Genomic DNA, 16986 nt, shown 5'->3' on the forward strand with positions numbered 1-16986 from the left:
AACAAGTTGCTCACTATTATTCATTTTTAATGAAAGTCAATCGGTCCTAGCCTGACGGTCAATCACCTCGACGCCGGAGATCGACCATGTCGCCCTTGATTCGCCTGCTCGCCAGCTTCATTGCCCTGATGATGGCCATGGGCATTGGCCGCTTCGCCCTCACACCGCAGTTACCTCATTTGATCGGCGAAGGTCAGGTGGACTTGACCGCCGCCGGTCTGATCGCCGCTGCCAACTACCTCGGTTATCTGCTCGGCGCGCTCGACGCCATGTTCGCCCGCCGTCCGGAACAGGTGCAGCGACGGTTGCTCGGCGGCCTGTGGTTGTGCGTGCTGTTAACCCTGGCGTCGTTCTGGGCCTGGGGCTTCTGGCCGCACCTGGCGTTGCGCTTCGGCACGGGCGTGGCGAGCGCCTGGGTGATGGTGATGATTACCGCCCTGAGCCAACCCTTGGCTGCGGCGACGGGGCGACCACGGCTGGGCGCACTGGTATTCGCCGGACCTGGCTTGGGAATTTTTCTGACAGGCTTGTTGGCCCTTGGCTCGAACCTGTTGGGCCAGACATCCGACATCTTGTGGCTGGTATACGCCGGGGCGGCGCTGTTGATGTTGCTGGTGATCCTGCCGGCCCTGCCGAAACCCGTGCCTACGGCCACTGTTGCAGCGCCAACCACCGTGGCCAACCACCGCGGCATCGCCCGGCTCTGCGTGGTTTATGCCTTGTATGGCGTTGGCTATATCATTCCGGCGACCTTCCTGTCGCAGATGGCTTCCGCACAGTTCCACGGGCAATGGCAGGCAGACCTGTTCTGGCCTTGCTTCGGCCTGGCCGCAGCCATCGGCGTGCTGTTGGTGAGCCTGCGCCGGCCCAACCCGAACACCACCAGCCGCTGGTTGATGGCGACCTTGTGGCTGCAAGCTGCTGGCGTGTTTGCCTGCCTGCTGGGCAGCGGCGCGGGATTGGCGCTGGGCGTGATCCTGTGTGGCACGCCGTTCCTGGCTTGCATGCAATTGATGGTGTTGCGTTCCCGAGAACTGGCGCCCCATGCCATCCAGCGCAACATCGGTCTGCTGACCGCGTGTTTCGCCATCGGCCAGCTCAGCGGACCGTTGCTGGCGGCGCTGAGCAGCCATTTCAGCGGCGGCTTGCAACCCGCGCTGATCATTGCCGGCAGCGGCCTGGTGCTGGCGGGCGGCCTGTTGCTGCGGCCCGCCAACCGAAGCGCGGTCGAACGCTGCGCCCAGACCGTCCTGCGGTGATCAGGCCTGGCCGGCCGGGTTCAGCGATGTGTTCAGCTGTGGGAAAGGTTCGCGTCGCGCCAAGGCGAAATACAACACACCGCCGAGGAAGCAGCCAGTGAACCAGGCAAAGTTGGCCATCGGTTGGAGAAACGGCGTGAACGTGATTGCGACGCCCATCAGCGTCGCCGGGATCAACGCCTTCACCGCTGTCCAGTTGATCCCCCCGCTGTAGTAATAACGTCCAGTCGGGCCGTCGTTGAACAGCGCATCGACGTCGATCTGCTGCTTCTTGATCAGGTAGTAATCCACCAGCAGGATGCCAAACAACGGGCCGATAAACGCCGCCAGCACGTCCAGGGTGTAGTGGATCACTTCAGGGTTGTTGAACAGATTCCACGGCGTGATGAAAATCGAAGCCACCGCCGCAATCATGCCGCCGGCGCGCCAACTGATCTTGCTCGGCGCGACGTTGGCAAAGTCGAACGCCGGGGACACGAAGTTGGCGACGATGTTGATGCCGATGGTCGCGGTGACGAAGGCAAAGGCGCCCAGCAGGACGGCGACGTTGTTGTCGATGCGCGCCACGGTGGCGATCGGGTCGTGGAGCATTTCTCCAAACACCGGCAACGTGCCGGAAACAATCACCACGGTCACCAGGGAGAACGCCAGGAAATTCACCGGCAGGCCCCAGAAATTTCCACGACGTACGTCGGACATGCTCCGGCAGTACCGACTGAAATCGCCGAAATTCAAGGTCGGACCCGAAAAGTAGGACACCACCAGGGCCGTCGCCACGATCACTTGGCCGAATGCCTGCCAACCGGATAGGGACTTTTCCGCCAGGGTAAAACTGATGTTGCTCCAACCAGCCTTCCAGACAATCCAACCGGCCAACAGGAACATCACGGCATACACCACCGGCCCAGCCCAATCGATGAAACGACGGATCGACTCCATGCCGGTCCAGAACACCAATGCCTGGACGAACCACAGGCTGAGGAAACCGAACCAGCCCAGGTAGGACAAGCCGGCAAAATGAGGTGTCGCGTAGGCTTCCATCGAAGGAAAAAACCGCAGGACTACGATGATCAGCGCACTTGACGCCAGGTACGTCTGGATCCCATACCAGGCCACCGCGATCAGCCCGCGAATCACCGCCGGGATATTCGCCCCGAACACGCCAAATGCCAGCCTGCAAATGACCGGATAAGGCACCGCCGCCTGTTGACTCGGCTTCGCGACCAGATTGGCGATCAATTGCACGATGCAAATCCCGCCGAGCAACGCGATCAGCACCTGCCAACTCGCCAGGCCCAAGGCGAACAGGCTGGCGGCAAACACATAGCCGCCGACGCTGTGCACATCACTCATCCAGAACGCGAAGATGTTGTACCAATTCCATTTCTGCGGCAGCGGGCCCAGGTCTTCGTTATAGAGACGGGGGCTGTAGCCGTTGGGCAATTGCTCGGACATTGCGGGGCTCCTTTTGGGTGCCGCCGTGCCCCCGAGTTTGATTGTCCACCACACTGCGCACGGGAGCCGGCGTGGTTTGTATACGGGTTGCTACGCAGAATGCGTGCCATAGGCGCTGGATGCGAGACAAACCGCGCTTTTCAGCGCAGGTAAAAACCGAACGAGCACAACAGAACGCCCACGAACGGGGCGCGGGTGCATGGTTAAGGTGCAAGGAGTTTTGTATACAGCGAAAATTTGTGGCGAGGGGATTTATCCCCGCTGGGCTGCGGAGCAGCCCCAAAAATAACCACTCAATCTGGCAGGTACACCGAGGCGTTCGAATCAGGGCTGCTTCGCAGCCCAGCGGGGATAAATCCCCTCGCCACAGGATGACCTAGCCAACGGTGGTTTGCTCGGCCTAACGATCAAGTCAGCTCAATACGATCAGCATGAATGACAATCTGCCCGTTCTTGTACAGCGCACCAATGGCCTTCTTGAAGTTGCCCTTGCTCACGCCAAACAGACTGCTGATCAACACCGGGTCGCTCTTGTCGCTGACCGGCAGCGTGCCGTTGTTTTCACGCAACTTGGCGAGGATCTTCGCGTTGAGGCTGGTGGCCGCTTCCTGACCCACCGGCTGCAAACTCAAGCTGATCTTGCCGTCCGGACGGATCTCCTTGATGAAACCCTTTTCCTGTTTGCCGGCGCGCATGAACTTGAAGATTTCGTTCTTGTGGATCAAGCCCCAGTGCTTGTTATTGATGATCGCCTTGAAGCCCATGTCGGTAGCTTCGGCAACCAGCAAATCAACTTCCTGCCCAGCCGTGTAGTTGGCCGGGGTCTTGTCCAGATAACGATCCAACCGCGCGGTGGCGGTGATGCGGCGGGTGTGCTTGTCGAGGTAGACGTGCACCACGCAGTACTCGCCCGCCGTCAGCTGGCGTTTTTCTTCGGAATACGGCAGCAGCAGATCCTTCGGCAGGCCCCAGTCCAGGAACACGCCAATGCTGTTGACTTCAACCACTTTCAGGCTGGCGAATTCCCCAACCTGGACTTTCGGTTTTTCCGTGGTGGCGATCAGTTTGTCGTCGCTGTCCAGATAAATGAAAACATTGAGCCAGTCTTCATCTTCACTGGGAATATCCTTGGGGATATAACGGTTGGGCAGGAGGATTTCACCGTCCGCACCGCCGTCCAGGTATAAACCGAAGTTGGTGTGTTTAACCACTTGCAAACTGTTGTAGCGCCCGACTAAAGCCATTTCCAAATACCCTCATTGCGTGGGCGGCATTCTACCCGGTTTTGCGGTGCGATTCGTGACGTTGAAGGATCTGACCGCGTAGGCCTTGATTTTCAAGGGTTTTCGCCCTTGACAAAGCCACTCGTCAGACGGCGAAGGGCTCGAGCCGTGCCGCTTCAGCTTTGAATAAAAGGCACGGTTGTTATTTAAAAACAGTGGCTTAGCGGTAATAAACAGGCATGAATCGGTCAATATTCAGGCCTTGCCGAAAATAATCAAAGGGGATATTTGCCAAGCAATTGTCAAGTATTTCCTGTACGATGCCTGGCCCAATTAATTATCCATAGGTTAATGGCCGTCATGCGCGTAAAAGCATCCAACAGCAAAGCAAAGCCAGCTCCAGCCGTTGAAACCAGCGAGTCGATCAACGACCAGATCGCTGCGTTCCTCAAGTCCGGCGGTGAAATCCAGCAGATTGCCAAAGGTGTCAGCGGCCAGACCTTCGGTCCGTCCAAGCAGATCAGCCTGGGCAAGAAGTAATCCCCCGCGTCACCTGGTCCCAAAGCGCTTTGAATCCCGAAGCGCTTGGGCTGGAACCCCTCTCCTTAAATCCATTCCCGCAGAAATCGACGAACGGCCATCGCTGCCGAACATTCGCCGGTATGCTTGCACCTCTCTAGCTCAAGCGTTCCAGCTTGGTTACGGTTCCCTGCTCCTCGCTATTGATGGAGTGAAGCATGCGCATTCCTGTTGTCCTGCTGACGTTCAGCTTGCTCGCTTGCCCCTTTGCCTATGGGCAGGTATTCCAGCGCGAGCTCGGTGACTTCGACCTCAAGCTCGGCACCACCCCCAGCCGCAGCATGGCCCAAGGCCTGGTCACACCGTCGAGCACCGGCTCGTTCCACGGCGGCCTGGACCTGAGCCACGACAGTGGCTGGTACGTCGGACAATGGTCTCCCAGTGCCGGCTACTCCGCCGACCTTGAAGTCGATTCCTACATGGGCTTCAAACACCCTTTCGACCAGACCCTGGGCTACGAAGTCGGCCTGATCCACTACAGCTACCCCACCGTCGACACCCTCGACAGCCAGGAATTCTACGGCGGCCTGACCATCCTCGGCAGCCGCTTCGGTGCGGCCCTGAGCAACGATCCGGACAAGCAGAACAGCACCCTGTTTGCCGACCTCGGTGGCAACGTGCCCTTCGGCATCGGCATCAGCGCCAAATACACCACCCACCAACTCAATACTCCAGTCTCGGTGGAAGATGGTTATGTAGGCAGTTTCAGCGACTGGTCGTTGAAAATCTCCCGACCGTGGCGGGGCATCGACCTGGACCTGATCTACAGCGACTCAAGCCTCAGCGGTAGCAGCTGCTCGGCGTACTCCGGCCACAACAGCGAATGCGATAGCCTGCTGACCCTGAAGATGGCCCATCCTTTTTACTAAGCGTTACTTATTCAATCGGCTGAACTGCCGCGCGCCTGCCATGCTCAAACAAAGCACCTCCGCTTTCGCAAGGACTCGCTCATGTCGCGCTGGTTAGTACGCACCGCCATGTTCATCGCCCTGCTGCTGACACTCACCGCTTGCAGCCGTGTTGGCCTGGCCTACCGCAACCTCGACCTGATCATTCCCTGGACACTCAACGATTACCTGGAGATCAACGGTCAGCAAAAAGACTGGTTCGACGATCGCCTCAAGGAGCACTTGAGCTGGCATTGCACCACGCAACTGCCCGGCTACCTGGATTGGCTCGATCGCCTGAAGACCATGGTGCAGACCAACCAGGTGACTGATGAAGCCTTGCAGCAGCGCACCCGCGAGGCCAAGGCCGCGATCGCCGAGACCGCCCGGGAGATCACACCTTCGGCCATCGAGTTATTGCAGGGCCTGAGCAACGAGCAGGTCGCCGACATGGACGCCGCGTTCGTCAAGGACCAGCGCAAGCGGCAGCGTGAATACCTCAAGCCGACTTTAGAACAACAGATCAAGGAGCGCGCCGAGCGCATGGAGAAACGCCTCGACGACTGGATCGGCCCGATCAACGACGCACAGCGCCAGCGGGTGATGGCTTGGTCCACCGCCCTGGGCGACCAGAACCAGCAATGGATCGCCAACCGCGCCCACTGGCAAAACCAGTTCAGCGAAGCCGTCGCCCAGCGCCACAGCCCGGACTTCCCGAAACGCATCGAACAACTGTTGGTCAACCGCGAGAGCCTATGGACGCCCGCTTACCGCGAGGCCTACAACAAAACCGAAGCCCAGGCCCGCAGCCTGCTGGTGGACCTGATGGCCAACAGCACCCCGGCGCAGCGTGAACGGTTGTTGCAGAAAATTGATGGGGTGAAGAAGGATTTCAGTGATCTGAAATGCTTGAAGGCGGCGCGCTCGTAAAACCACTGTAGATCCAATGTGGGAGCGAGCTTGCTCGCGATAGTGGCTGAACAGGCAACACATCAGTTGAATGTCAGACCGCTATCGCGAGCAAGCTCGCTCCCACAGGGTTCAGCGCAGACCATCAGGCAATCTGCGCCTTCGAAGCCAGATCATCAAAGGTAAACTCATCCAGCGCATCTTCCTGCTCATCCAGCACCTGGCGCGGATGATCATTGCCCGGAATGCTGCTGTCGATCAGGCTCAACAACCGCGAGCCGCGTGGTGTCAGCACAAAATTCTCGCCGTTGCCGCCCTCCTCCTCTGGCCGGGGCTCGATATACCCACGCTCCAGCAGTAATTTTTCGTACTCCCCAGCGACCGCTTTCAGATGATCGAGGTTCTCGATTTCCTCGCCCTGAGCCGCCTTTTCCGCCGCGTGCTGCTCCGCATAAGGCCGAGGAGTAAAACTGTGGCCGGCGCCGTTCTGCACTTCGTGGAGCAACCGTTCGATCAAGTCCCAGTTATAAGTCGTCATCCTGGTCCATCCTCTAAAGCTTGAGAGAGAGATGCCTACCTAACGTGTGACCGAAGCGGTTCAGCGCCGTTCAGCCGGGTTTTCGACCGCCCATATCCACAAGCCGACCAACGGTTTGTCGAATCCGCCGCCAGCCAAACGACTAACTTTTGCAATCGTCGGTATATCCATCCCTGAGGAGAAGCCCCATGAACATCGAGCACCATCAGGTCGTCTCGCGTGAAGAATGGCTCGCCGCCCGCCGCGAACACCTGGCCCACGAAAAAGCCTTCACCCGCGAACGAGACAAACTCAGCGCCGAACGCCGCGCCCTGCCCTGGGTAAAAATCGACAAACCCTACCGCTTCCAAGGCCTCCACGGCGAACTGAGCCTCGCCGACCTGTTCGGCGGCCGCAGCCAACTGATCATCTACCACTTCATGTTCGGCCCCGGCTGGACCGAAGGCTGCCAAGGCTGCTCGTTCCTGTCCGACCACATCGACGGCGCCAACCAACACCTGGCCCACCACGACGTCGCCGTGGTGGCCGTGTCCCGCGCGCCCTTCGCTGAATTCCAACCCTTCAAGCGTCGCATGGGCTGGGCCTTCGACTGGGTTTCATCGCATGGCTGCGACTTCAACTATGACTTCGGTGTCAGCTTTAAAACCGAAGACACCGCCGCTGGAATAGCCACCTACAACTACGAAAAAACCGACACCACCGAAGGCGAACTCCCAGGCCTGAGCGTCTTCTATCGCAACGAAGCCGGCGACATCTTCCACACCTACTCCACCTACGCCCGCGGCCTCGACATCCTGGTCGGCACCTACAACTACCTCGACCTCACGCCCAAGGGCCGCAACGAAGACGAAATCATGGACTGGGTACGGCATCACGATAAATACGAAGAGGCCAAGCCCCACAGTTGCTGCCACAGCTGATGCGCCAAGCAACCCAGTCGAGCGCGATCTCGTGGCGAGGGAGCTTGCTCCCGCTCGGCTGCGTAGCAGTCGCCAGTTTTGCCTTAACCACAGCGCTACGCGAGAGGATTGATCGAATCGGAAGACCTGCGAGCGCCGCTAACAGAATCAATGACAACGGGCGACTTCTCAGTCGCCCGTTGTCATTGATTTGCTCACCGACGATGGCCCTGCTGAGCCTGCATGTATTGCCGAAGAAGCTGATTGATGCGTGTTTGATAACCCGCACCCTGCCCCTTGAACCACTCAACCACATCGGCATCAAGGCGAATAGTCACCGCCTGTTTTACCGGCACACGCAGCTCGGCGCGACGGAAGAAGTTCTCATCCAATTCGGGGATATCGCTGGTATCGATGTCCGCATCATCCAACTTGGCCAAGCGCTCCCAGTCAGTTTTCGATGTTTTCGACATAACGTATGCCTCCTATTTCGTAGCTATCGGGCGGAGGCATGCGGATCTCATCGCCTCGCCGTTCGGTGTAGCCAACCGCGCCAGCCACATACTGATCCGGCCAATGGTTCGACGCGGCGCACCTCTGACCAAAGAGACTACTGTCGAAACCGTCCTTCTGAAATCAGACGCGTCCCCTATAGAAGTACGAAGGATCTCGCTCGAAGGTTGAAACTTCCTACAAATAGACAGATGACAAAACAGCTCGTAGTGGAAGAAACGAGGACTTATCCACATCCCAACGGACACTAAGAGGCCAACCCCTGCGGCTAACGATGCGGATAAGCACAATCTTCAAGCCGAGCACCGCCCCGTGGCGAGGGAGCTTGCCCCCGCTCGACTGCGTAGCAGTCGCTTGCTTTAAGCCGACAAATGCCAGGCCAAACGTCCTACACGAAGCTCGGAAAGCGGTGTCTTGTGGCACTGGACCGGGCCAGCCTATAGTCCCTCGTCGCTCAAAAAGACGACCGGGTTTGGCGACTCGCATCAACAGAGAGGCTCATCAACTTCCGAGGCTCTTGCTATGACCAGATACATGCCCATCACTGGCGTCGACTGCACGCCTGCCACCCTCCTCATCGAAACCGACGCCCCACTCGACGTACTCTTTGAAACCGCCGACTACCGCATCCGCACCGTGACCCAGCTGCTGGAAAACATCGCGTTCCGTTCGGACATCAGCTCCGATACGGTTGTGCTTTCTGATTTTTGCAAGCTGCTGACGATATCGCTGCGCGATGGGTGTGATGTGTTGGATGTGATTGGGAGACGGCTGCGAGCGCAAGCTGCTGAATAACGAAAACGGGCGACCTTCGGGTCGCCGTTTTTCACATGCGCGGAAAGCAAAATGGACTCTGGGTACAGACCAGGTTCTACAAGCACAGCATCAACAGTTGAGCCGTGCGCTATAAAACGAAGACCCAAGCCTTACCCCATACTGATGAAAAGACGTCGATCACCAGGACCGAAGTCAGGAAGAATGGATACCCGAAGAAGGATAAGTAGTTGCCATTCAAATCTGTTCCCTTTTTGCTTGAACGTTGTAGCAGCAGCCGGACTTTGCTTAATCATGCCAGACACGGTCGGGAGAATAGAGGGGGTTGCAGTTGGGAAACGTTGGCCTGTACGAGGCAGTAGTGATCGCCGCCGTTGCATTCTTTGCATCCCTGATCGGAGGCGTTTCAGGCTTCGGGACGGGATTGATCCTGCCCATCGCACTGGTGCCTATTGTTGGCGTTGAGAACGTGATCCCCCTAATGGCGGTCGGCATGGTCCTGACTAACGGTAGCCGAGCCTGGGCGTTTTGGCGGGCTATCGAGTGGGTACACGTCAAAAGACTGCTGTGCGCGGGCTTGCCTTGTTGCGCCTTGGGTGCTTACAGCTACACCCTGCTGTCCTCACGATGGATTTGCGTCCTGCTCAGCGGGGTCATGTTTTGCAGCATCTTGTTCCGACGGTTGCGTTCGTCATCCAACCACGCTCTTGGAAGCCTGGGAGAAGGCGTTTGCGGCGCGGGGTTTGGCCTCGTCAATGGGGCAATGACTGGAACTGGTCCAGTACTCAGCACCATCCTCTTGTCGTCGGGGCTATACGGCGCTCCTCTCATTGCAACCGATGCGGTCATCTCTTTGACGATGGGACTGGTCAAGGTAGCCGTATTCGGAGGGTTCCAGCAGCTCGACGCCAAACTGGTGCTGGGCGGGCTTTTGATCGGATTGGCAACCGTACCCGGGGCGTTTGTCGCCCGCCGTTTATTACGCTATGTGACACCGGGCGGGCATTCACTTTTAATGGAGGGCGTGGTTTTCATCGGTGCGGTTATGCTGCTGGTGCGAGGCTTCTACTGATAGGTTTATCGAAGGGATGCGCTTCTCGACTCGCCTGCTGCCGGCGGACAGGCAAAGAAACTGCTGGCGCAACAAGCCAAAAGCGGGATTTTCTAAATGGTAAATCAATGAACTTTCCACCCGCCCCCAGCCTCAACCGGATATCCGCCCAACAAAGGAATACGAGGCCCGAGCCATGAAAACCCTCATCAAACTCACCCTCGCCGCCACCCTCGCCTGCGCCCTGCCCGCCTGGGCCACCTGCACGCCTGAAGAAGCCACCCTCAAGCGCGAGCAACTGGCGGATAAGGTTGCCAAGCTCACCGAGCAGGACCCGTCCAAGGCCAAGGAAATGAATGACGAACTGCAAGCCATGGATCTGGGGACTTCCAGCAAGGATCTGCCGGACAAGTGCCAGTTGATCGACAAGCGTCTGCAGGAGTTGGAAGAGGCGCAGAAGAAGGCGGAGTGATCGCTGAGTCAGGCATGACCAGCTTTTGTGGCGAGGGGATTTATCCCCGCTGGGCTGAAGCGGCCCTCCCGATTAATCTGACATACCGGGTTGCCAGATTTAGGGCCGCTTCGCGCCCCAGCGGGGATAAATCCCCTCGCCACGGGCGTCGTGTCAGATTCATCTGTGCATAAAAAAACCGGACCCAAGGTCCGGTTTTTTCATGAAGCGCTAACGCCAACTCACTCAGCCGCCGGCGCCTCTGGCTTGCGGCGCTTGAGCGGGGCCATGCCGTCCTTGCTGACCAGCGACGGGGCGTCGGTCTTCGGGCGGTTGGCGGTCTTGCGCTTGGTCGGGGCCTTGGCGCCGGTTTTTTTCTTGTCGCCCTTGCCGTCGACCTTTTTCTTCTTCACGCCAACGGCCTTGCCCGACGCCTTGACCTTTTTCGGTCCGCCGTAGGTGCCTTTGACTTCCTTGATGGTGCGGCGCTCGAAGCTCTGCTTGAGGTAGCGCTCGATGCTCGACATCAGGTTCCAGTCGCCGTGGCAGATCAGCGAGATCGCTAGGCCGTCGTTGCCGGCACGACCGGTACGACCGATGCGGTGCACGTATTCGTCGCCGCTGCGGGGCATGTCGAAGTTGATGACCATGTCCAGGCCATCCACGTCCAGGCCACGGGCAGCGACGTCGGTGGCGACGAGGATTTTCACGCCGCCCTGCTTCAGGCGGTCGATGGCCAGCTTGCGGTCCTTCTGGTCTTTCTCGCCGTGCAGCACGAACGCCTTGTATTCCTGGGCAACGAGGCGACCGTAGATGCGGTCGGCCATGGCCCGGGTGTTGGTGAAGACGATGGCTTTTTCGTAGGTCTCGTTGGCCAGCAACCAGTTCACAATTTGCTCTTTGTGCTGGTTGTGGTCAGCGGTGATGATCTGCTGGCGGGTGGTGGAGTTCAGTTGGCTGACCGCGTTGAGCTGCAAATGCTCAGGGTTATTCAGCACCTTGGCGATCATCTCGCGCAAGCCCGAACCGCCGGTGGTGGCAGAGAACAGCATGGTCTGCTGGCGATTGACGCATTCGTCCACCAGGCGCTGCACGTCTTCGGCAAAGCCCATGTCCAGCATGCGGTCGGCTTCGTCCAGCACCAGCACTTCGACTTCCTTGAGGTCGAGGTTGCCGGCGTTCAATTGCTCGATCATCCGCCCCGGGGTGCCGATCAGGATGTCCGGCACCTTGCGCAGCATGGCGGCCTGGACCTTGAAGTCTTCGCCGCCGGTGATCAGGCCGGACTTGATGAAGGTGAACTGCGAGAAGCGCTCCACTTCCTTCAAGGTCTGCTGGGCCAGTTCACGGGTCGGCAGCAGGATCAGGGTCTTGATGCTGACGCGGACCTTGGCCGGGCCGATCAGGCGGTTGAGGATCGGCAGCACGAACGCGGCGGTCTTGCCGCTGCCGGTTTGCGCCGTCACCCGCAGGTCACGCCCTTGGAGCGCGAGCGGAATAGCCGCTGCCTGCACCGGCGTTGGCTCGACAAATTTAAGCTCGGCCACGGCTTTGAGCAGGCGTTCGTGCAGGGCGAATTGGGAAAACACGGGTGCTACCTCGAAGAAATGCAAAAAAACAGCTGCATAGGGTAACGGTTTCGAGCGCGAAGGCCGAGTTTCTTTGTGCAAACGGCAGCAAATCAGCGTGTTTTGATCATAGGATTGACGATCAACGGTCACTTCGCGGCGCTTAAATGCTCTAATTCGCCCCATCGCGCTCACAGAAGACCGTCTCACCCATGGATATCAAACAACTCTGGCTCAACCTCCAGGATTTCTGGGGCGCCCTGGATCAACATCCGCTGCTGCATTCCGGCCTTGCGCTGGCGCTGCTGGTGACGATCGCATTGGTGCTCGGGCGCGTGGCGCGCTACCTGATCCTGCACGGCGCCAAGCTGATCGGCCGGCAACCGGCCCTGCACTGGGTCAACGACCTGCGCCAGAACAAAGTCTTTCATCGCCTGGCGCAGACGACGCCGTCGCTGATCATTCAGTCCGGCCTGCATCTGGTGCCTGGCTTGAGCAAGACCAGCACGGTTTTCCTCGGTAATGTCGCGCTGTCCTTCACCATCCTGTTCATGTTGCTCGCCATCAGCGCCCTGCTCAGCGCCCTGCTGGACGTCTACGCCCGCACCGAACACGCACGCACCCGCTCGATCAAGGGCTATGTGCAACTGACGAAAATGGTGCTGTATGTGTTCGGCGCGATCATCATCGTCGCCACGCTGATCGATCGTTCGCCGCTGTTGCTGCTGTCGGGCCTGGGTGCGATGTCGGCGGTGATCCTCTTGGTCTACAAGGACACGCTGCTGTCGTTCGTTGCCAGCGTGCAGTTGACCAGCAACGACATGCTGCGGGTCGGCGACTGGATCGAGATGCCGCAGGTGGGCGCCGACGGCGATGTGGTGGACATCACGCTGCACACGGTCAAGGTGCAGAACTTCGACAAGACCATCGTCTCGATCCCGACCTGGCGGTTGATGTCCGAGTCGTTCAAGAACTGGCGCGGCATGCAGCAATCCGGCGGACGAAGGATCAAGCGCAGCCTGTTCATCGATGCCAGCGGCGTGCGTTTCCTGCATGACGACGAAGAGCAGCGCCTGTCCCAGGTTCGCCTGCTGACCGACTACATGGGCCGCAAACAGGCCGAACTCAAGGCCTGGAACGAAGCCCAGGGCAACGTCGCGGCGATGGCGGCCAACCGTCGGCGGATGACCAACCTGGGCACCTTTCGCGCCTATGCCCTGGCCTATTTGAAAAGCCACCCGGAGATCCAGCCGAACATGACCTGCATGGTGCGCCAGCTACAGACCACCGCACAGGGCATCCCGCTGGAAATCTACTGCTTCACCGGCACCACCGTGTGGGCCGACTACGAGCGCATCCAGGGGGATATCTTCGATTACCTGCTGGCGGTGATGCCGGAGTTCGGGCTGGGCCTGTACCAGCAGCCGAGCGGCACGGATCTGCGGGCGGGGTTGCTGCCGGCGGTGCTGGGGGCGAGTCACCTGCCGGAGGCGCAGAAGCAGGTGGTCTGAAGCCAACCCGATTCCCCTGTGTGGGAGCTTGCTCGCGATAGCGGTGTGTCAGAAACATAGATGCTGACTGATAGTGCGCCATCGCGAGCAAGCTCGCTCCCACAGGGGTTAGGGTGAAGGCTGAGGTTGTCGTACCCCCAACCGACTGATCCACACCGCCGCCAGTATCACCGACCCACCCAGCAGCAACCGCCCCAGCGCCTCGTGCTGGTTCCAGATCAGCAGGTTCACCAGCAGCCCCACCGGCACGTGCAGGTTGTTCATCACCGCCAGCGTGCCGCCGTTGACCAGGCAGGCACCTTTGTTCCACCAGTACAGCCCCAACGCGGTGGAGACCAGCCCGAGGAAGACCAGCACGCCCCATTGCAACGGCGCCTCCGGCCAGAAATCAGCCTTGCCGAACAGCAGGAACGCCGGCAACGCCACCATCAGCGCGCCGAGGTAGAAATAACCGAAACGCCGATAATGCGGCAGGTCGCTTGGGTGACGCGCCACCAAGCGCTTGTACAACACCTGCCCGGCCGCATAGGTGAAGTTGGCGAGTTGCAGCAGCAAGAAGCCCATGAAGAAATCCGGGTTGATCCGGTCGTAGCGAATCACCGCCGCGCCGGCCACTGCCACCAGCGCCGCGATCAAGGCCCAGGGATTGAAGCGACGATTGAGGGCGTCTTCGATCAAGGTCACGTGCAGCGGCGTAAGGATGGTAAACAGCAGCACTTCCGGCACGGTCAGCACTCGGAAACTCAGATAGAGGCAGACGTAGGTCACGCCAAACTGCAGAGCGCCAATCAACAGCATCCCGCGCATGAACGATGGCTCGACCTGACGCCAGCGCGTCAGGGGAATGAACACCAGTCCCGCCAGCACGACGCGCACCAGCACCGCGAAATAACTGTCGACATGCCCCGCCAGGTATTCGCCGATCAGGCTGAAGGAAAATGCCTGGATCAAGGTCACAAAAAGTAGATAGCCCATACCGCTCCTCGTTTTGAATGGCGGCGAAGATAGCGGGTTTTGGTGGTTGTCGCTAATTACCTCTCTACACAGACCCTGTGGGAGCGAGCTTGCTCGCGAAAGCGGAGTATCAGGCAGCTAATGCATCGACTGACACGACGCCTTCGCGAGCAAGCTCGCTCCCACATGGGCATTCAGCGAATGGAAAATTGCACGCAAAAAAAAAGCCCGATCTCGCTAAAGCGTTCAATCGGGCTGATGCACTCAGGAGCAATAAGTGCAAAGGGAGGTTCGATGCGCAAAACGGTTTGAAGGGAAGCGCCGAGTCACTAGACCACTCGGCGATTACCCGAGGATTAACGGCTCAGGCGACCTGGGAAAGCTTGGCGTTGGCCTGGTTCAAACCCTTCTCCTGGAAGTCGCCGCCCAGGTTCATGCCCTCGGCATGGATGAAGGCCACGTCATGGATACCGATGAAACCCATGACCTGGCGCAGGTACGGTTCCTGGTGATCGGAGGCGCCGCCGGCGTGAATGCCGCCGCGTGCGGTGAGCACAAAGGCGCGTTTACCGGTCAACAAACCCTGGGGGCCGGTGGGGGTGTACTTGAAGGTCACACCGGCACGCAGCACGTGGTCGAGCCAGGCTTTCAAGGTGCTGGGAATCGCGAAGTTGTACATCGGCGCCGCCATCACCAGTACGTCGGCGGCCAGCAGTTCGTCGGTCAGTTGGTTGGAGCGCTCCAGCGAAGCATTCTCGATGTCGTTGCGCTGCTCTGCCGGTTTCATCCAGCCGCCCAGGAGGTTGGCATCCAGGTGCGGCACCGGATTGACGGCCAGGTCGCGAACGGTGATTTCATCGGACGAATGCGCAGCTTTCCATTGGCTGATGAAGGTCTGGGTCAGTTGACGGGAAACAGAATCTTGCTGGCGGGCACTGCTTTCGATGATCAGGACGCGGGACATGGCTTGTAGGCTCCATCTGAAAATGTTGTCAGTCGATGGAGTGAAGGTTAAGCGCGATCATATCGATGAAAAAGCGCAAATAATTGCTGCAACACATCGATATTTTCGTTTATAAGCGGAGCAAGCTTTATGGCGCTGCCCCGCCGCCGGCTATTTCGGCTTGCAGGTCAGCTCGATGCGCAGCTTGATGATGTTGCGGTTGAACTTGGCGGTGGCGTTCTTGAACTTGCCGGCGGCGACTTCGATGTTGCGGGTGCGCGGCGCTTCCGGGCCGTTGCGAAACACCACCTTGCAGGCCGCATCGGTGCTGCCGTAGTTGTTGACCTGGATCGAGCCGATGTCGGCATCGGTGTCGTAGGCGTTGTAGTCGATGCTCAGGCCGTTGAGGTGTTTTTCCACGTCGATCGGGTAGGCAAAGGCGGTCAGCGGCAACAGGGCCAGCAGCGCACAACAGATTTTTTTCATTCGGCAGTCTCCACCAAGGGACCGCCAGCTTAGGACAAGAGGAGCTCAATATGAAAGCGCCCCGCGTGACCCTTGATCAATGGCGAACGTTGCAGGCGGTGGTGGACCACGGTGGTTTCGCCCAGGCCGCCGAAGTGCTGCACCGCTCCCAATCCTCGGTGAGCTACACCGTGGCCCGCATGCAGGACCAGCTCGGCGTGCCGCTGCTGCGCATCGATGGACGCAAGGCCGTGCTGACCGAGGCCGGCGGCGTATTGTTGCGCCGCTCGCGGCAACTGGTGAAGCAGGCGAGCCAACTGGAAGACCTGGCCCACCACATGGAGCAAGGTTGGGAAGCGGAGGTGCGCCTGGTGGTCGACGCGGCCTACCCCAGCGCCCGCCTCGTCCGGGCGCTGACGGCATTTATGCCGCAGAGCCGAGGCTGCCGGGTGCGGCTGCGTGAGGAAGTGTTGTCCGGCGTCGAGGAAGTGCTGCTCGAAGGCGTGGCCGACCTGGCCATCAGCGGCTTCAGCATTCCCGGTTACCTGGGCGCGGAGTTGAGCGACGTCGAATTCATCGCAGTGGCCCATCCCGAGCACCCCCTGCACCGCCTCAACCGCGAGCTGAACTTCCAGGACCTGGAAAGCCATCTGCAAGTGGTCATCCGCGACTCCGGCCGCCAACAGCCCAGGGACGTCGGCTGGCTTGGTGCCGAACAACGCTGGACCGTCGGCAGCCTCGCCACTGCCGCGACGTTTGTCGGCAGCGGCCTGGGATTCGCCTGGTTGCCCCGGCACATGATCGAACGAGAACTCAAGGAAGGCTTGCTCAAGCGTCTACCCTTGGAACAGGGAGGCAGCCGCAATTCGACCTTCTATCTGTTCTCCAACAAGGAAAAACCCCTGGGCCCGGCCACGCAAATCCTCATCGAACTGCTGCGCACCTTTGACACGGCGCCGCTGGATGCACCGTTCGCCGCCCCTGAACAAGCCTGACAAGGACTTCGC

Annotated in this window: 18 protein-coding genes; 10 read left to right on the top strand and 8 right to left on the bottom strand. The window is 59.4% G+C overall.

The features are described from left to right. Positions 1 to 86 precede the first annotated feature (86 nt). Positions 87 to 1259, top strand: a complete 1173-nt coding sequence (locus Q7C33_RS18025; RefSeq protein WP_198797182.1) for an MFS transporter — start codon at positions 87 to 89, stop codon at positions 1257 to 1259. Here Q7C33_RS18025 and Q7C33_RS18030 read toward each other — a convergent pair whose 3' ends face one another. Both Q7C33_RS18030 and Q7C33_RS18035 read right to left on the bottom strand, forming a co-directional pair. After that, positions 1260 to 2714, bottom strand: a complete 1455-nt coding sequence (locus Q7C33_RS18030) for an NCS1 family nucleobase:cation symporter-1 (RefSeq protein WP_181287473.1) — start codon at positions 2712 to 2714, stop codon at positions 1260 to 1262. 407 nt (positions 2715 to 3121) lie between these two features. Then, complete coding sequence (locus Q7C33_RS18035) at positions 3122 to 3958, bottom strand: CvfB family protein (RefSeq protein ID WP_030141147.1); 837 nt, start codon at positions 3956 to 3958, stop codon at positions 3122 to 3124. A 330-nt stretch (positions 3959 to 4288) separates the two neighbouring features. Here Q7C33_RS18035 and Q7C33_RS18040 point away from each other — a divergent pair, with 330 nt between their 5' ends. From Q7C33_RS18040 to Q7C33_RS18050, 3 genes are all read left to right on the top strand, one after another. Continuing rightward, complete coding sequence (locus Q7C33_RS18040) at positions 4289 to 4477, top strand: hypothetical protein (protein WP_018607615.1); 189 nt, start codon at positions 4289 to 4291, stop codon at positions 4475 to 4477. A gap of 197 nt (positions 4478 to 4674) precedes the next feature. Next, a complete protein-coding gene (locus tag Q7C33_RS18045) occupies positions 4675 to 5385 on the top strand; it encodes a TorF family putative porin (protein WP_030141148.1) in 711 nt (236 codons plus the stop codon). Positions 5386 to 5466: 81 nt separating this feature from the next. Continuing rightward, positions 5467 to 6333 carry a DUF6279 family lipoprotein gene (locus Q7C33_RS18050; RefSeq protein WP_407683885.1) on the top strand — a complete coding sequence of 289 codons (867 nt, stop codon included), beginning with the start codon at positions 5467 to 5469 and terminating at the stop codon, positions 6331 to 6333. 124 nt (positions 6334 to 6457) lie between these two features. On the opposite strand, the gene Q7C33_RS18055 is transcribed toward Q7C33_RS18050, so the two are convergent. Beyond that, a complete protein-coding gene (locus Q7C33_RS18055; protein ID WP_030141150.1) occupies positions 6458 to 6850 on the bottom strand; it encodes a hypothetical protein in 393 nt (130 codons plus the stop codon). A gap of 188 nt (positions 6851 to 7038) precedes the next feature. Here Q7C33_RS18055 and Q7C33_RS18060 point away from each other — a divergent pair, with 188 nt between their 5' ends. Beyond that, positions 7039 to 7770 (top strand): DUF899 domain-containing protein, encoded by a 732-nt coding sequence (locus Q7C33_RS18060; protein ID WP_030141151.1) that lies wholly within the window; start codon positions 7039 to 7041, stop codon positions 7768 to 7770. A gap of 194 nt (positions 7771 to 7964) precedes the next feature. Here Q7C33_RS18060 and Q7C33_RS18065 read toward each other — a convergent pair whose 3' ends face one another. Then, positions 7965 to 8222: a BrnA antitoxin family protein gene (locus Q7C33_RS18065; RefSeq protein WP_030141152.1), complete on the bottom strand. Its 258-nt coding sequence runs from the start codon at positions 8220 to 8222 to the stop codon at positions 7965 to 7967. 562 nt (positions 8223 to 8784) lie between these two features. On the opposite strand from Q7C33_RS18065, the gene Q7C33_RS18070 reads away from it, so the two are divergent. The 3 genes from Q7C33_RS18070 to Q7C33_RS18080 all read left to right on the top strand — a co-directional run bounded on the left by Q7C33_RS18070 (position 8785) and on the right by Q7C33_RS18080 (position 10559). After that, positions 8785 to 9057 carry a hypothetical protein gene (locus tag Q7C33_RS18070; RefSeq protein ID WP_030141153.1) on the top strand — a complete coding sequence of 91 codons (273 nt, stop codon included), beginning with the start codon at positions 8785 to 8787 and terminating at the stop codon, positions 9055 to 9057. Between the two features lie 340 nt (positions 9058 to 9397). Continuing rightward, positions 9398 to 10108, top strand: coding sequence for a sulfite exporter TauE/SafE family protein (locus Q7C33_RS18075; RefSeq protein ID WP_407683886.1), 711 nt, complete (start codon positions 9398 to 9400; stop codon positions 10106 to 10108). A 175-nt stretch (positions 10109 to 10283) separates the two neighbouring features. Continuing rightward, the gene (locus Q7C33_RS18080) at positions 10284 to 10559 is read left to right on the top strand and encodes a hypothetical protein (RefSeq protein WP_030141155.1); all 276 of its coding nucleotides are present in this window, start codon (positions 10284 to 10286) and stop codon (positions 10557 to 10559) included. Between the two features lie 221 nt (positions 10560 to 10780). On the opposite strand, the gene Q7C33_RS18085 is transcribed toward Q7C33_RS18080, so the two are convergent. Then, entirely contained in the window at positions 10781 to 12127 is a 1347-nt protein-coding gene (locus Q7C33_RS18085) for a DEAD/DEAH box helicase (RefSeq protein WP_323154362.1), read from the bottom strand. A 191-nt stretch (positions 12128 to 12318) separates the two neighbouring features. On the opposite strand from Q7C33_RS18085, the gene Q7C33_RS18090 reads away from it, so the two are divergent. Beyond that, the gene (locus tag Q7C33_RS18090) at positions 12319 to 13617 is read left to right on the top strand and encodes a mechanosensitive ion channel family protein (protein WP_030141157.1); all 1299 of its coding nucleotides are present in this window, start codon (positions 12319 to 12321) and stop codon (positions 13615 to 13617) included. Positions 13618 to 13725: 108 nt separating this feature from the next. Here Q7C33_RS18090 and Q7C33_RS18095 read toward each other — a convergent pair whose 3' ends face one another. The 3 genes from Q7C33_RS18095 to Q7C33_RS18105 form a co-directional block, all read right to left on the bottom strand. Further along, the gene (locus Q7C33_RS18095) at positions 13726 to 14592 is read right to left on the bottom strand and encodes a carboxylate/amino acid/amine transporter (RefSeq protein WP_407683887.1); all 867 of its coding nucleotides are present in this window, start codon (positions 14590 to 14592) and stop codon (positions 13726 to 13728) included. A gap of 343 nt (positions 14593 to 14935) precedes the next feature. After that, positions 14936 to 15535, bottom strand: a complete 600-nt coding sequence (locus Q7C33_RS18100; protein WP_407683888.1) for an FMN-dependent NADH-azoreductase — start codon at positions 15533 to 15535, stop codon at positions 14936 to 14938. A gap of 150 nt (positions 15536 to 15685) precedes the next feature. Beyond that, positions 15686 to 16000: a hypothetical protein gene (locus Q7C33_RS18105; protein WP_030141160.1), complete on the bottom strand. Its 315-nt coding sequence runs from the start codon at positions 15998 to 16000 to the stop codon at positions 15686 to 15688. A gap of 50 nt (positions 16001 to 16050) precedes the next feature. On the opposite strand from Q7C33_RS18105, the gene Q7C33_RS18110 reads away from it, so the two are divergent. Further along, positions 16051 to 16974 (top strand): LysR family transcriptional regulator, encoded by a 924-nt coding sequence (locus Q7C33_RS18110; RefSeq protein WP_030141161.1) that lies wholly within the window; start codon positions 16051 to 16053, stop codon positions 16972 to 16974. The last annotated feature ends 12 nt before the right edge of the window (positions 16975 to 16986 follow it).

It is taken from the genome of Pseudomonas sp. BP11-1-1 (genome assembly GCF_052112105.1).
Classification (GTDB): Bacteria; Pseudomonadota; Gammaproteobacteria; order Pseudomonadales; family Pseudomonadaceae; genus Aquipseudomonas; species Aquipseudomonas alvandae.

Bases quoted from the DNA above. Each gene is read 5' to 3' on its own strand.
- Q7C33_RS18090 (WP_030141157.1), top strand. From the start codon at position 12,319: ATGGATATCAAACAACTCTGGCTCAACCTCCAGGATTTCTGGGGCGCC.
- Q7C33_RS18035 (WP_030141147.1), bottom strand. From the start codon at position 3,958: ATGGCTTTAGTCGGGCGCTACAACAGTTTGCAAGTGGTTAAACACACC.
- Q7C33_RS18045 (WP_030141148.1), top strand. From the start codon at position 4,675: ATGCGCATTCCTGTTGTCCTGCTGACGTTCAGCTTGCTCGCTTGCCCC.
- Q7C33_RS18065 (WP_030141152.1), bottom strand. From the start codon at position 8,222: ATGTCGAAAACATCGAAAACTGACTGGGAGCGCTTGGCCAAGTTGGAT.
- Q7C33_RS18060 (WP_030141151.1), top strand. From the start codon at position 7,039: ATGAACATCGAGCACCATCAGGTCGTCTCGCGTGAAGAATGGCTCGCC.
- Q7C33_RS18070 (WP_030141153.1), top strand. From the start codon at position 8,785: ATGACCAGATACATGCCCATCACTGGCGTCGACTGCACGCCTGCCACC.
- Q7C33_RS18100 (WP_407683888.1), bottom strand. From the start codon at position 15,535: ATGTCCCGCGTCCTGATCATCGAAAGCAGTGCCCGCCAGCAAGATTCT.
- Q7C33_RS18025 (WP_198797182.1), top strand. From the start codon at position 87: ATGTCGCCCTTGATTCGCCTGCTCGCCAGCTTCATTGCCCTGATGATG.
- Q7C33_RS18030 (WP_181287473.1), bottom strand. From the start codon at position 2,714: ATGTCCGAGCAATTGCCCAACGGCTACAGCCCCCGTCTCTATAACGAA.
- Q7C33_RS18110 (WP_030141161.1), top strand. From the start codon at position 16,051: ATGAAAGCGCCCCGCGTGACCCTTGATCAATGGCGAACGTTGCAGGCG.
- Q7C33_RS18080 (WP_030141155.1), top strand. From the start codon at position 10,284: ATGAAAACCCTCATCAAACTCACCCTCGCCGCCACCCTCGCCTGCGCC.
- Q7C33_RS18055 (WP_030141150.1), bottom strand. From the start codon at position 6,850: ATGACGACTTATAACTGGGACTTGATCGAACGGTTGCTCCACGAAGTG.
- Q7C33_RS18095 (WP_407683887.1), bottom strand. From the start codon at position 14,592: ATGGGCTATCTACTTTTTGTGACCTTGATCCAGGCATTTTCCTTCAGC.
- Q7C33_RS18105 (WP_030141160.1), bottom strand. From the start codon at position 16,000: ATGAAAAAAATCTGTTGTGCGCTGCTGGCCCTGTTGCCGCTGACCGCC.
- Q7C33_RS18050 (WP_407683885.1), top strand. From the start codon at position 5,467: ATGTCGCGCTGGTTAGTACGCACCGCCATGTTCATCGCCCTGCTGCTG.
- Q7C33_RS18040 (WP_018607615.1), top strand. From the start codon at position 4,289: ATGGCCGTCATGCGCGTAAAAGCATCCAACAGCAAAGCAAAGCCAGCT.